The following is a 14,203-nucleotide window of genomic DNA, read 5'->3' as shown; positions in this document are numbered from 1 at the left end:
CCCGATCGTGTTACAACGAACTCCCTGAGTAACTACTCGTTTGAGATAGATACCCATTCGATCCCCCCGTGAAGGCCCCAGGACGGCTACAGTGCCATCGACGACACCACTTTCGGTCTAAAGCTGGCGCGGCTAAACGGCCGAAAGTCCCGGTGCCGGTCGGGGGGCACGACCGACTCCAGGGAGGTAGTGACGTGGCTACCGTCGGCATTTCTCAGGCCGTCCGATCCACGCCAGCCGGTTCATTGCCGGCGAGCATGGTTCCGCACCCGCGGGAAGAGCTTTTTTCCGTGTTGGTGGTCGATGACCACCCATTGTTGAGGGAGGCAATCTCAGCAAGACTCGCACAGATGGGTGCGGGCACCGTCCACGAGGCCGCCACGGTGGCCGAGGCGAGGGCGCGAGCACAGGCCACTGGGCCTTGTGATCTGGCGATCCTCGATCTCGGACTGCCGGATGGCAGCGGCATCGAGCTGGTTACGGAACTCCGTAGCCATGGCTGGCCTCGTGTCGTGGTGCTCGCTTCGTCAGACGATCCGTACGCGGTCAGGTCTGCGTTCCAGGCCGGCGCCCAGGCATACCTGCTCAAGTCGGCATCGCCGGTCGTAGTGACCGACGGCGTCCGCAGGGTGCTCGAGGGCGGCGTCTACGCGGACCCGAGCGTCGCACCGGTCCTGGCCACCGGCACCCGAGTCGCCGGCACCGACAACACCCCGCGCGAGCTTTCCGCGCGCGAGGTCGAGGTGCTGCAGCTCGTCGCCGACGGCCAGAGCAACAAGGAGATCGGTGAGGAACTCAGCCTCTCCGCTCTCACGGTGAAATCCCACCTCTCCCGCATCGGGCGCAAGCTCGGCACGGGTGACCGGGCTCAGATGGTTGCGCTGGCCATGCGTGCCGGCGTGATCCGCTGACAAAGGCGAACTGCCCTGCGGGGCGGGCGGACCAGGCGCGGCCCGCTCGTCCCGTAGGGTCTTCACCTATGGAAGGCGACCGACCCGGAGATTCACAGGCAGACCCCGACACCGGCACTGATGACACCGGTGGAGCGGTTCTGCTGCGCGAGCCCGCAGAGGGCACTCCGCCGGTGATCGCCGACGCGACAGCTCTCGCCGAAGCCTGTGTGAAGATCGCAGGCGGCAGCGGGGCCATCGCCGTGGACACCGAACGGGCCTCCGGCTATAGATACTGGCCGAAGGCCTACTTGGTGCAGTTGCGCCGCGAAGGCGCCGGCTCCTTCCTCATCGACCCCATTCCGCTCGAAGGGCAGCTCGCGCCCCTCGCGGAAGTTCTCAACGACGCCGAATGGGTGTTGCACGCGGCCTCTCAGGACCTGCCGTGCCTCGCCGAACTCGACCTGCACCCGAAGAGCCTGTTCGACACCGAACTCGCCGGACGGCTCGCCGGGTACGAACGCGTCGCCCTCGGCACCCTCGTCGAACTCCTCCTCGGCTACCAGCTGGAGAAGGGGCACAGTGCCGCCGACTGGTCGAAGCGCCCGCTTCCCGTCGACTGGCTGAACTACGCCGCCCTCGACGTCGAGCTGCTCATCGAACTGCGCGAGAAGCTCGAAGCCGACTTGGCCGCCCAGGGCAAGCTCGAATGGGCCCAGCAGGAATTCGAGGCCGTCCGCACCGCGCCGCCGCCCGCACCGCGGGCCGAGCCGTGGCGCCGGACGTCCGGGGTGCACAAGATCCGGAGTGCCCGCGGCCTCGCCGCCGTGCGCGAGCTGTGGCAGGCGCGGGACGAACTCGCCCGCAAACGCGACCGCGCGCCGAGCCGGATCCTGCCCGACAGCGCGATCATCAACGCCGTCACCGTGGATCCGAAGACCGTCGAGCAGCTGCAGGCGCTGCCGGTGTTCAGCGGCCGGGTCCAGCGCAAGTACACCGCGAGCTGGCTGCGGCATCTGCAGGCCGCCCGCGCGCTCCCCGCCGAGGAGCTGCCCACCCCCGCGCAGCAGACCGACGGCCCGCCGCCGGTGAACCGCTGGTCGGACAAGGACCCCGACGCCGCCGCCCGGCTCGCGGCCGCCCGCGCGGCGCTGGCCGCCATCGCGGAGGACCGTCGGCTGCCGGTGGAGAACCTGCTGCTGCCGGAACTGGTGCGCCGCACCTGCTGGCGTCCGCCCGCGGACCTGAGCGAAGACGCCGTCGCCACTGTTCTCGGCGACGCCGGGGCCCGGCCGTGGCAGGTCGAGCTGACCGTGGCGGCGCTGAGCAAAGCGCTCCACGCCACCGCGGCCGCCTGACCGGGGGCTGAGGTCGAAGACGGGCGAGATCCGCTGCGCTGAACGGCGGCAGTGGGTGGTCTGCCCGAAGGGTCGTGAGCGGCGAGTGTCGTTCTAACGAACTCGTATTTACTCACCCGCTGGTGTGACTGGCGATCGAGTGTGAAGGATTTGGGGCGTTCAACGTCCTGGATCCTCCACACTCGGCCTGCTTCGTCTCGGTGCCGGGCGGAGCTTGTGCTGGATGCAGGTGTGTCGACGGGGGAAGAACTGGGGCACTCAACGTCCCAAATCCTTCAACGTCAACCCCGACGCCCGTCGAACCATCACTTCCGTGCCGCCTCGTGAGTGGCGAGTGTCGTTCTAACGCGACTTACCACTCACGATCCCCGCACGACGCCACCGCGGCCGCCTGAGCCGGTTTCAGTCGTCCAGTAGCGCCCGCGCCGAGTCGCGCAGCGCGGCGTCCGGTTCCCCGAGACCGGCGAGCCTCAGCACGCTGTCGGCACCTTCGACGGCGTGCGCCTCGACGTCCAGCTCCGGCTGGTCACGCCGGACGATCGCGATGCTCTCGACGAGGCCGAACACGAGGTCGGTCCGGATGCCGAGCAGCGCGCCCGGGACTCCGGCCGCCGCGACGAGCGAGCCGTAGACGCGTTTGAGTTCCGCCCGCTCGGCCCGGAACCGCGCCAGCCTCGGCGAGGAGATCTCCGGCAGCAGGTACAGCGCGCCGAGGTTGTGCCGCGCGCTGCCGAGCAGGTGGATGTCCGCGTAGGCCAGCGCCCACAGCCGCGCGCCGACCGGCGCGAGCTGGGCCGACAGCCCGCCCGCGACGTCCAGCGACGGCCGGACGGTGTCCTCAAGCAGCGCCGCGAGAATGTCCTCTTTGGACGGAAAGTGGTAGTAGAGCGACGCCTGGCGCAGCCCGGCGCGTTCGGCGATGGCTCGGGTGGTCGTCGCCGCGTATCCGGCGCCGGTGAACAGCTCCCCCGCGGCGTCCAATACGGCGAGCCGCGCTTCCCGCTTGCTCGCCGCGGCGCCGCTGGCTCTCGGCCTGCCCACCCCGGTCGTTTTCGTCATTTATCCGATCCTGCCATTTCTCCGCGAAGATCTTTGTTACGTCCGGTGGTCGGCCCAGGTTACCGAATCCGGTATCTCTTAACACCGCGCTTACCGGGCGGAGATCGGAAGGACCCCGCACGCGCTTAATTTCGGTCAACCGATCGAAATTCGGCCCTTCAGACAGGAGCCCCCGCAAATGCCCTCCGAAGACCTTTCCGCCTTCGGTTACCGCCAAGAACTTCGCCGGACGCTGGGCGGTTTCTCCGCCTTCGCCGCAGGTTTCTCCTTCGTTTCCATCCTGACCACGGTCTTTCAGCTGTTCGCCTTCGGCTATTCCTTCGGTGACACCCTCTTCTTCTGGACATGGCCGCTGGTGATCGCCGGGCAATTGCTCGTCGCGCTCACCTTCGCCGAACTCGCCGCCCGATTCCCGCTGGCAGGATCGGTTTACCAGTGGGCGAAACACCTCTCCCCGGGATTCGCGGGGTGGCTCGCCGGCTGGATGATGCTGGTGGGTTGCGTCGTCGCACTCGCGGGTGCGGCGATCGCGTTGCAGGTCGTCCTCCCCTCGGTCTGGAGTGGCTTCCAGCTCGTCGGCGGGGATCCGGCGATCACGTCGCCTACCGGCGCCAGCAACGCCGTCCTGCTCGGCACCTTGCTGATCGTCGTCACCACCGCGATCAACGCGGGCGGCGTGCGGCTCATGGCACGGATCAACGACATCGGGGTCGCCGCCGAACTCGTCGGCGTCCTCGTGCTGGTCATCGGTCTCGCGCTGTTCGCGGTCCGGGGTCCGCAGGTCGTGCTCCAGCCCGCGGGCGAAAGCCCCGGTGTCGGCGGCGTCCTCGCTTCGGCACTGATGGCCGCGTACGTCCTGTACGGCTTCGACACGGCCGCCTCCGTGGCCGAAGAGACCAAGAACGCGCGCCGCACCGCACCGCGTGCCGTGCTCCGCGCGCTGCTGGTCTCCGGGGTCGGCGGGCTCGCCGTCGTCATCACCGCCCTGATGGCCGCCCCGAGCCTGACCGACGGGCAGCTGGCCGGGAAAGGCCTGCCGTATGTGATCACGGCCGTCTTCGGGGACACGCTCGGCCGGGTGTTCCTCGCCGACGTGGCGATCGCGGTCGTCGTCTGCACGCTGACCATCCAGACCGGCACGGTCCGGCTGATCTACGCGATGGCCCGCGACGGCGCGCTTCCCGGTGCCAAACGCCTTTCCGCGGTCAGCGCCCGCACCGGCACGCCGATCGCGCCCGCGGTGTTGTCCGGTCTGCTCGCGATCGGGCTGCTCCTGCTCAATCTCGGCAATCCGACCATTTTCAGCACCATCACCGGCACTTCGGTGGTCGTGGTCTACCTCGCCTATCTCCTGGTGACCGGACCACTGCTGCTCCGGCGGCGTCAAGGCCGTTTCGCCGCCGAACCGGGCCATTTCTCCCTGGGGCGATGGGCTATTCCGGTCAACGTGGCGGCAGTAGGGTACGGCGCGATGATGATCGTCAACATCGCCTGGCCACGAGCCGACATCTACGACCTGGCGGGCACCGGCTCCGTCTGGGTCCTGTTGTTCCCGATCGAGTTCGTCGGCGCCGCGCTGCTCACCGGCTATCTCTGCTGGCGCCGCCGCTCCGCGCTCACCACGGTTCCCGTCCCCGCGATCTGAAGGAAGGTTCCATGAGCACGACATCGACCACGTACGGCGCACGCGACCACGCCCGCGCCCAAGCGGGCACGGTGACCGAAGCGATGCCCGCCATCCCCGCCTCCACCTGGCCGGATCCGCCGTCCGGGATCGACCCGGCGAAGCTGGTCTGGGCCGAGACCGTCGCCGGCGGCGGCTACACCCACAAGGTCCTCGCCCGCGGCACCGAACTGCGGCTGACCGACGTCGAGGGCGACGCCTGCGCGCATCTGCTGCTGTTCAACGCCGACCAGCCGTGGGAACGGCTGAACGTCGCGGACACGGTGAAGGTCCAGTGGAACGCCTATCTCGGCGAATCGATCGCACTGCTTTCGGACCAGGCCCGGGTTCTCGCCACCGTCGTCACCGACGAGAGCGGCAAGCACGACGCCCTCTGCGGAACGTCCACTGTGGACGCGAACGCCGAGCGCTACGGCGACGGCGGCCCGCAGGGCGGCTCGCCTTCCGGGAACGCGCTGTTCACCCTCGCCGCGGCGAAACACGGCCTCACCCCGCGTGACCTGCCCCCGAGCCTGTCCTTCTTCCAGGGTGTCCACGTGGAGGCCGACGGCGGGCTGACGTTCACCGGGTCGGCGGGCCCCGGCAAGTCCGTGGTCCTGCGCACCGAACTCCCGGTCGTCGTGCTGATCACCAACGTGGCGCATCCGCTCGACCCGCGTCCGGACTACACGGCGACCCCGCTGCGCGTTTTCGCCCAGCGGAGCACACCGTCCACCCCGGACAGTCCTGAGTGGACAGCGTCACCGGAGGCGCAGCGCGCGTTCGAGAACACCGCCGACTACCTCACCGCTAGGGGCCTGGCATGACCATCATCTCCGACACCGAAGTGGCCGCGCGGGCGCCGTACTCCACCGTGCTGCGCGAGGGTGAGACACTGGCGATCATCGATCTCGGCGGCAACCAGGCCGTCGACTTCCTCTGCTACGACGCCGCCGACACGGCGAGCAGATACAGCGCGGCCGCCACGATCTCCGCGCAGCGCAACATCTTCCTCACCACCGGCAGCGTGCTGCGCACCGGCGAGGGCGCCCCGCTGCTGACCGTCGTCGCGGACACCTGCGGGCGGCACGACACGATCGGCGGCGCCTGCAGCAAGGAATCGAACAGCCTCCGCTACGGCCAGCACACGCGGTACCAGCACGCCTGCGTCGAAAACTTCCTGACCGAGGGCGCCAAATGGGGTCTCGGCAAACGAGACCTGGTGGGCAACGTCAACTGGTACATGAACGTGCCGGTCGAACAGGACGGCACACTCGGCATCGTCGACGGTATCTCCGCGCCCGGCATGGAGGTCAAACTGCGCGCGGAGACCGACGTTCTGGTGCTGGTTTCGAACTGCCCGCAGATCAACAACCCGTGCAACGGTTTCGACCCGACCGCCGTCCGCATGGTCGTCACCGGCGGTGACGTGTGAAACTGCTCGTCGCCAACCGGGGGGAAATCGCGGTCCGGATCATCCGGACCGCACAGGAGATGGGCATTCCGACGGTCGCCGTCTATTCCGACGCCGACCGCACGGCCGCGCACGTACGGCTTGCCGACGAAGCCGTCCGGCTCGGTCCCGCGCCGGCGAGGGAGAGCTACCTCATCGCCGACGCGATCATCGAAGCGGCGCTGAAGACCGGGGCGGACACGATCCATCCCGGCTACGGGTTCCTGTCCGAGGACGCCGCTTTCGCCAGGGCGGCGGAAACGGCCGGGATCCGGTTCGCCGGCCCCGCCGCGGACCACCTCGACGTCTTCGGCAGCAAGCACACCGCACGGGAGAAGGCCGTCGAAGCCGGTGTCCCGCTGCTGCCGGGCACCGGGCTGCTGGACACCCTCGCGGACGCCGAAACCGCGGCCGCCGGGATCGGCTACCCGGTGATGCTCAAGGCCACCGGCGGCGGCGGCGGGATCGGCATGCGCGCCTGCGCGTCCGCCGAAGAACTCCGCGACGCCTGGGACGCGGTGCAGAGCATCGCGGCCAAGAGCTTCTCGACCTCGGGCGTCTTCCTCGAACGGCTCGTGACCCACGCGCGGCACGTCGAGGTCCAGGTGTTCGGCGACGGCGCGGGTGAGGTGCTGGCGCTGGGCACGCGGGACTGCACGCTGCAGCGGCGCAACCAGAAGGTGCTCGAAGAATGCCCCGCCCCGGGACTTCCCGACGCGGTGCGCGAGAAACTGGTCTCGGCGGCGGTCGACCTCTGCGCTTCGGTGCGCTACCGGTCGGCCGGGACGGTCGAGTTCATCTACGACCCGGTTCGCGAAGAGGCCGCGTTCCTCGAAGTGAACACCCGGCTCCAGGTCGAGCATCCGGTCACCGAGGCGGTCTACCGCATCGACCTCGTCGCGTGGATGCTCCGGCTGGCCGACGGCGACACCGGGATGTTCACCACCTCGCCGGAGCCGCGCGGGCACGCCGTCGAGGCCCGGGTCTACGCCGAGGATCCGGCAGCCGGGCACCGGCCGAGCGCGGGACTGCTGACCCGCGCCGACTTCCCCGCTCGCGTCAGGGTCGACACCTGGGTCGAAGCCGGTGCGAAGGTGACCACGCATTACGACCCCCTGCTCGCCAAGGTGATCACCGTCGGCGCGGACCGCGCCGAAGCCCTGGCCGCGCTGGGCGCCGCGCTCGGCGAAAGCCGGGTGGACGGGGTGCGCACGAACCTCGGGCAGCTGCGCGCGGTCGCCGCGGATCGGCGGCTGCACGACGTCACGCACGACACCGCGACGCTCGACACGATCACCGATCCCGAACCGCGGATCGAGGTCCTGCGGGGCGGCACGATGACCACCGTCCAGGACTGGCCGGGGCGGCTGGGGTTCTGGCACGTGGGTGTCCCACCGAACGGGCCGATGGACGATCTGTCGTTGCGCCTGGGCAACCGCGCGCTGGGCAATCCCGAAGGCGCTTCCGGCCTGGAGTGCACTGTGGACGGTGTCTCGCTGAGGTTCACCCACGACGCAAGCGTTTGCGTCACGGGATCGCCGTCTCCGGTCACTGTCGACGGCCATGCCGTTCCACAGTGGACGCCGATCGAGGTCCCCGCCGGCAGCGTGCTCGACGTGGGCACCGGCACCGCCGGACTCCGCGCGTACGTCCTCGTCCGCGGCGGGATCGACGTACCGGACTTCCTCGGCAGCGCGGCGACGTTCACACTCGGCGGCTTCGGCGGGCACGGCGGTCGCGCGCTGGCGACCGGCGACGTCCTCTCCCCCGGGCCGGAACCCGAGGACGAGATCCTGGGACAGGTGGCCGAAGCCGAGCGGCCGGTGTTCGCGACGCACTGGGAGATCGGCGCGTCCGAGGGACCGCACGCCGCGCCGGAGTTCTTCACCCCGGACGACGTCGAGACGTTCTACGCCACCGACTGGGAGGTGCACTTCAACTCCGCGCGGACCGGCGTACGGCTCGTCGGGCCCCGGCCGCGATGGGCGCGGGAAGACGGCGGCGAGGCGGGGCTGCACCCGTCGAACATCCACGACACGCCGTACGCGATCGGCGCCGTGGACTACACCGGCGACCTGCCGATCCTGCTGGGCCCGGACGGGCCGAGCCTCGGCGGCTTCGTCTGCCCGGCGACCGTGGTGACCGGGCAGCGGTGGAAGCTCGGCCAGTTGCGGCCGGGTGACACCGTGCGGTTCGTGCCGATCACCACCGAGCACGCCGGGTCCCTGCGTGTCTCGCCGAGCGCGGCTGTCAAGGCGACGCGGAAGCCGATCGACGACGGCGGGATCCTCGGCCGTCTGTCCACATCGGACGAGAACCCCGAGGTCACCTACCGGCGCAGCGGCGACGACAACCTGCTGATCGAGTACGGGCCGATGAAACTCGACCTGGCCCTGCGGATGCGGGTCCACGCCCTGGCCGACAGGCTGGGCGCGGAAGGCCTCGACGGCGTCGTCGATCTGACGCCGGGCATCCGCTCGCTGCAGGTCCACGTCGACCCGGACGTGCTGCCGGTCCCGAAACTGCTCGGGCTCGTCCAGGAGGTGGAGCACGACCTGCCGCGCACCGGCGATCTGGTGGTGCCGAGCCGGACCGTGCGGATGCCGTTGTCGTGGGACGACCCGGCGACGCGCGAGGCGATCGAGCGGTACATGGCGGGCGTGCGCGACGACGCGCCGTGGTGCCCGTGGAACATCGAGTTCATCCGGCGGGTCAACGGTCTGTCCAGTGTGGACGACGTCTACCGCACGGTGTTCGACGCGGAGTACCTGGTGCTCGGCCTCGGCGACGTCTATCTCGGCGCACCGGTGGCCACGCCCCTGGACCCGCGGCACCGGCTGGTCACCACGAAGTACAACCCGGCGCGCACGTGGACCGCGGAGAACTCGGTCGGCATCGGCGGTTCGTACCTGTGCATCTACGGGATGGAAGGCCCCGGCGGCTACCAGTTCGTCGGGCGGACCGTGCAGGTGTGGAGCGGCTGGCGGCAACGAGGGTCCTTCGAGCCGGGTTCGCCGTGGCTGCTGCGGTTCTTCGACCGGATCTCGTGGTACCCGGTGACCGCCGAGGAACTGCTGGACCTGCGGGCGCGGAGTTCGGCGGGGGAACTGGAACTCGACATCACCGACGGCGAGTTCGCGCTGGCCGACCACGAGCGGTTCCTGGCCGACAACGCCGCCGACATCGCCACGTTCCGGGCGAAGCAGAGCGCGGCGTTCGAAGCGGAACGCCAGGCCTGGGCGGCCGCGGGCGAATTCGATCCGCGCCCGGAACCGGCCGGGGCGAAGGTCCCGACCACGAAGGTCGCGGCCCCGCCCGGCGGGCACGTCGTCGAGGCGCCGTTCGCCGCGACCGTGTGGCGGGTGGACGTCGAACCCGGCAAGCAGGTCGATCCGGCGGAGACGCTGGTGATCCTCGAAGCGATGAAGACCGAGGCGCGGATCCCCGCGCCCGCGAGCGGGGAGGTCGTCGAAGTGCTCGTCTCCCCCGGTGACCAGGTCGCCCCCGGCACGCCGCTGGTGGTGCTGGGAAGGAGCGCGGGATGAGCGTGCTGGAACGGGTGCGCGCCGCGTACCACCGGATCGCGCGGGTCGACCGGCCCGAGATCTGGATCGACCTGCGTCCCGAAGCGGAGGTGCTCGCCGACGCGGAGAAGCTGGAGGCCCGTCGCGCGGCAGGGGAAGCCCTGCCGCTGTACGGGAAGCTCGCCGCGATCAAGGGCAACATCGACGTCGCCGGGCTGCCGACGACGGCGGCCTGCCCCGAGTACGGCTCCCTGCCGGACGAGGACGCGCCCGTGGTGGCGCGGCTGCGCGCGGCCGGGGCGCTCATCCTGGGCACGACCAATCTGGACCAGTTCGCGACCGGGCTGGTCGGCACGCGCAGTCCGCACGGCGCGGTCCGGAACGCGATCGATCCGGCATACGTTTCGGGCGGGTCGAGTTCGGGATCGGCGGTCGCGGTGGCGCTCGGCATCGCGGATCTCGCGCTGGGCACCGACACCGCGGGCTCCGGCCGGGTGCCGGCCGCGTTCAACGGGATCGTCGGGCTGAAGCCGACGCGGGGGCTGCTGCCGACGACCGGTGTCGTGCCCGCGTGCGCGAGCATCGACTGCGTGACCGTGTTCGCGCGGACGGTCGACGAGGCGACGGCGGCGTTCGCCTGCCTGAGCGAGCCGCGGGACCTTCCGGTGGTGCACCGTCCCTTCCGGATCGGTGTGCCTTCCGAGGTGGGCCCTCTTCAGGACGGGTGGGCCGAAGCGTTCTCCGCCGCGGCTGAGTCGTTCCGCGAGGCGGGTGCCGAGCTGGTCACTGTCGACATATCGGCGTTCTCGGCCGCGGCGAGTCTGCTGTACGAAGGCGCCTTCGTGGCCGAACGGTATTCGGCGGTCGGCGAGTTCATCGACGCGCATCCGGACGCCGTCGATCCGGCGGTGCGGCAGATCATCAGCGGCGCCAAGGACATCCCGGCGCACCGGGTGTTCAGTGACCTCGCGACGCTCGACGGCCTTTCGCTGGAAGCGTCGAGGGTTCTGTCCACTGTGGACTGCCTGCTGCTGCCCACGACGACGGAACACCCGACGATCGCCGAAGTCGAGGCCGACCCGCTGGGCGTGAACGCCCGGCTGGGACGGTTCACGAACTCGACGAACCTGCTGGGCCTGTCGTCGCTGGCCGTGCCCGCCGGAACCGTCGGCGGGCTGCCGTTCGGGGTGATGCTGGTCGGGGCCGCGAACGCCGACCGGATCCTCGCCGACGTCGCCCGCCTGGTGCCGAAGCGGACACGGATCGCCGTCGTCGGCGCGCATCTGCGCGGGCAGCCGCTGAACCACGAACTGACGTCGCGGGGCGGCCGGTTCGTTTCCGCGGGGCCGACGGCGGCCGAGTACCGGTTCTACGCGCTGGACACCGTGCCGCCCAAACCCGGCCTCGTCCGGGTCGCGTCGGGTGGCGCGGCGATCGCGGCCGAGGTGTGGGACCTGCCTTTGGACGGGTTCGGTGCGTTCGTGGCGGGCATTCCCGCGCCGCTGGCGATCGGGAAGGTGCGGCTGGCCGACGGGAGCGAGGTGTCCGGGTTCGTCTGTGAACCCTTTGCGGTGGAGGGGGCAGAGGACATCACGGGGTACGGAGGGTGGCTCGGTTACCTGAGCCGTTGAGTTACGTCTCGTGAGTGGCGATTCGGGTTCTCACCCGAATCGCCACTCACGACTACCTGGACCGAGTCGGTGCTTCGCGTGACTGGGTGGGCGACACGCGTGATTGGACGGGCGACACGCGTGACTGGACGGGCGACACGCCGCGGTCTGGGGTCTCACCGCGAGTCGCCCACCCAGTCACGTGTGTCGCCCCTCCAATCACGCGAAACCGCCAGACTGTGGGTACCTAAGACACTGTTGGCTCTCACCCGAAACGCCACTCACGACCAACCTGACCAGGGCGTTTCCGGTTTGGTTGGCTTCCTGCGGCATTCTGGGAAGAAGGTCACAAACCCTGGCGGCCCGCCATGCGCGAGGTAGCTTCGGAGTGGTGCCCACCACAGTGACTCCCGGCCGCCGGACCGCGATCAGCGTGCTCGTGGCGCTGGGACTCGTCGGGATCGCGATGGTGGCGATGGGAGCCACCGGCGTGGCCGTCAAGCAGGTGAACGGGCAGCCGCTCGCGATCCTCGAAGAGGTCCCCGGCCCCGACACCGGACCGACGTGCGCCGTCGACAAGCGTTATGTCGACGAGGAGACCTCCGGCATGCGCCCGGACGTGATCGAGGCATGGAAAGCCGTGCGCGCCAAGGCCAAAGCGCAGAACGTCGAGCTGTGCGTGAACGACGGCAAGCGCAGCCGGGCCCAGCAGCAGCAGGAGTTCGACAAGGCCGTCAAGCGGTTCGGCTCGGTGGAGCAGGCCAAGAAGTGGGCGCTGCAGCCGGAGACGTCCATGCACGTCAAGGGAATCGCCGTCGACATCCAGCCGCTGAACTCCGCCTCGTGGGTGGACAAGAACGGCGGCGCGCTCGGCTGGTGCCGCCGCTACGACAACGAGAAGTGGCACTTCGAGTACGACCCGGCCTACGTCACCGGTGGCTGTCCCGCCCTGCTCCCCAGCGCCACCGGTAACTAGAACGAGATTCACGTGATCGGACACGGATCTCGCGTGTTTGAAGACCGATCTCGCGTGATTGAAGGCGGAACTCGTCCAATCTAGGCCAGCAACCGGTCGTGGAACTGCCGCGTGGGCGAAGGCGGCGGTGGCGGCGGCACGGGGACGGACGACGACGGCGGCGAAGCCCCGCGAGTGCAGGCGGCCAGCGGCACGAGAACCGCCAGCCCCAGAAGCACACGACGGGTGACGGCCCTCCCCGGCGTAGTCATCGTGATCCCTCCCCCTGATCACTTCGAACATAGCAACTTCTCCACGCCCCCCGGATCGGCCAAGCGGCCGACCCGCGCCTGACCCGGGAGTGTGCCTTCCCCCACTCGACCGGGCCACCATCCTGGTTACCGACGGGTAACCAGGGCTAGGGTGCGGTCAGGACTACCTCTACTTCAGGAGCATTCGTGGCCGCAGGAGCAACACCGCTCGCGCCGAACGCGCGGTCGGTACGCAATGTCGCCTTCGTCGAAGGGGTGCGAACGCCCTTCGGCAAGGCAGGCGAAAAGGGCATGTACGCCGGCACCCGTGCCGACGACCTCGTCGTCAACGCCATCCGTGAACTGCTGCGGCGGCATCCCGAGCTGCCGCCGGAACGCGTCGACGAGGTGGCGATCGCCGCCACCACCCAGATCGGGGACCAGGGCCTGACCATCGGCCGCACCGCCGCGCTGCTGGCGGGCCTGCCGAAGTCGGTGCCCGGGTTCGCGCTGGACCGCATGTGCGCGGGCGCGATGACCGCGGTCACCACGACCGCGAGCGGCATCGGTTTCGGCGCCTACGACATCGCCATCGCCGGCGGCGTCGAGCACATGGGCCGCCACCCGATGGGCGAGGGCGTCGACCCGAACCCGCGCATCATCGCCGACAAGCTCGTCGACCCGACTGCGCTCGTGATGGGCCAGACCGCGGAGAACCTGCACGACCGGTTCCCGGCGATCACCAAGCAGCGCACCGACGCCTTCGCCGCGCGCAGCCAGGAGAAGTACGCCGAGGCCGTGAAGACCGGCAAGATCGGGCCCGAGCTGGTCCCGGTCGCCACCCGGTCGAAGGAATTGGGCTGGGGTCTCGCGACCGAAGACGAGCCGCCGCGCCCGGGCACCACGCTCGAGACGCTCGCCGGGTTGAAGACGCCGTTCCGCCCGCACGGCCGGATCACCGCGGGCAACGCGGCCGGTCTCAACGACGGCGCCACCGCGGCACTGCTCGCCGACGAGGACACCGCCCGCGAACTCGGCCTGCCGATCGGCATGCGGCTCGTCGGCTACTCGTTCGCCGGGGTCGAGCCGGAGGTCATGGGCATCGGCCCGGTACCCGCCACCGAGAAGCTGTTCAAGCGCACCGGCCTGTCGATCGACGACATCGGCCTGTTCGAGATCAACGAGGCGTTCGCCGTCCAGGTGCTCGCCTTCCTCGACCACTTCGGCATCGCCGACGACGACCCGCGCGTCAACCAGTGGGGTGGCGCGATCGCCTGCGGTCACCCGCTCGCGTCCTCCGGTGTCCGGCTGATGACGCAGCTTTCGCGTCAGTTCGCCGAGCGCCCCGACGTGCGCTACGGCCTGACCACCATGTGCATCGGCATCGGCATGGGCGGCACCGTCATCTGGGAGAACCCGGCTTTCGAGGGGGCCAAGTAA

General features: G+C 69.8%; 11 protein-coding genes. 9 read left to right on the top strand and 2 right to left on the bottom strand.

Annotated elements, in window-relative coordinates:
* Positions 1–194: 194 nt before the first annotated feature.
* Together ACFOSH_RS06070 and ACFOSH_RS06065 are read left to right on the top strand one after the other, a co-directional pair.
* The gene (locus ACFOSH_RS06070; protein ID WP_034318331.1) at positions 195–911 is read left to right on the top strand and encodes a response regulator transcription factor; all 717 of its coding nucleotides are present in this window, start codon (positions 195–197) and stop codon (positions 909–911) included.
* A gap of 68 nt (positions 912–979) precedes the next feature.
* Positions 980–2,248, top strand: a complete 1,269-nt coding sequence (locus ACFOSH_RS06065) for an HRDC domain-containing protein (protein WP_378237686.1) — start codon at positions 980–982, stop codon at positions 2,246–2,248.
* 402 nt (positions 2,249–2,650) lie between these two features.
* On the opposite strand, the gene ACFOSH_RS06060 is transcribed toward ACFOSH_RS06065, so the two are convergent.
* Complete coding sequence (locus tag ACFOSH_RS06060; protein WP_378237685.1) at positions 2,651–3,307, bottom strand: TetR/AcrR family transcriptional regulator; 657 nt, start codon at positions 3,305–3,307, stop codon at positions 2,651–2,653.
* Between the two features lie 178 nt (positions 3,308–3,485).
* Between ACFOSH_RS06060 and ACFOSH_RS06055 the strand changes: the two genes are divergently transcribed.
* The 6 genes from ACFOSH_RS06055 (at position 3,486) to ACFOSH_RS06030 (ending at position 12,533) form a co-directional block, all read left to right on the top strand.
* The gene (locus tag ACFOSH_RS06055) at positions 3,486–4,952 is read left to right on the top strand and encodes an amino acid permease (RefSeq protein ID WP_378237683.1); all 1,467 of its coding nucleotides are present in this window, start codon (positions 3,486–3,488) and stop codon (positions 4,950–4,952) included.
* 11 nt (positions 4,953–4,963) lie between these two features.
* Complete coding sequence (locus ACFOSH_RS06050) at positions 4,964–5,797, top strand: urea amidolyase associated protein UAAP1 (protein ID WP_378237682.1); 834 nt, start codon at positions 4,964–4,966, stop codon at positions 5,795–5,797.
* A complete protein-coding gene (locus ACFOSH_RS06045) occupies positions 5,794–6,405 on the top strand; it encodes an urea amidolyase associated protein UAAP2 (RefSeq protein ID WP_378237681.1) in 612 nt (203 codons plus the stop codon). Before ACFOSH_RS06050 ends, ACFOSH_RS06045 begins: the two co-directional genes overlap by 4 nt.
* Positions 6,402–9,968, top strand: a complete 3,567-nt coding sequence (gene uca, locus ACFOSH_RS06040; protein ID WP_378237680.1) for an urea carboxylase — start codon at positions 6,402–6,404, stop codon at positions 9,966–9,968. Before ACFOSH_RS06045 ends, uca begins: the two co-directional genes overlap by 4 nt.
* Positions 9,965–11,578 carry an allophanate hydrolase gene (locus ACFOSH_RS06035; protein ID WP_378237679.1) on the top strand — a complete coding sequence of 538 codons (1,614 nt, stop codon included), beginning with the start codon at positions 9,965–9,967 and terminating at the stop codon, positions 11,576–11,578. Before uca ends, ACFOSH_RS06035 begins: the two co-directional genes overlap by 4 nt.
* A 367-nt stretch (positions 11,579–11,945) precedes the next feature.
* Positions 11,946–12,533 (top strand): D-alanyl-D-alanine carboxypeptidase family protein, encoded by a 588-nt coding sequence (locus tag ACFOSH_RS06030; protein ID WP_378237678.1) that lies wholly within the window; start codon positions 11,946–11,948, stop codon positions 12,531–12,533.
* 80 nt (positions 12,534–12,613) lie between these two features.
* Here the strand turns inward: ACFOSH_RS06030 and ACFOSH_RS06025 are convergent, their stop codons facing one another.
* Complete coding sequence (locus ACFOSH_RS06025) at positions 12,614–12,784, bottom strand: hypothetical protein (RefSeq protein WP_378237677.1); 171 nt, start codon at positions 12,782–12,784, stop codon at positions 12,614–12,616.
* 186 nt (positions 12,785–12,970) lie between these two features.
* Between ACFOSH_RS06025 and ACFOSH_RS06020 the strand changes: the two genes are divergently transcribed.
* The gene (locus ACFOSH_RS06020) at positions 12,971–14,203 is read left to right on the top strand and encodes a thiolase family protein (protein ID WP_378237675.1); all 1,233 of its coding nucleotides are present in this window, start codon (positions 12,971–12,973) and stop codon (positions 14,201–14,203) included.

This window comes from Amycolatopsis speibonae, assembly GCF_042647925.1.
Lineage (GTDB): Bacteria > Actinomycetota > Actinomycetes > Mycobacteriales > Pseudonocardiaceae > Amycolatopsis > Amycolatopsis speibonae.
This window is presented reverse-complemented; position numbering and strand designations above follow the sequence as displayed.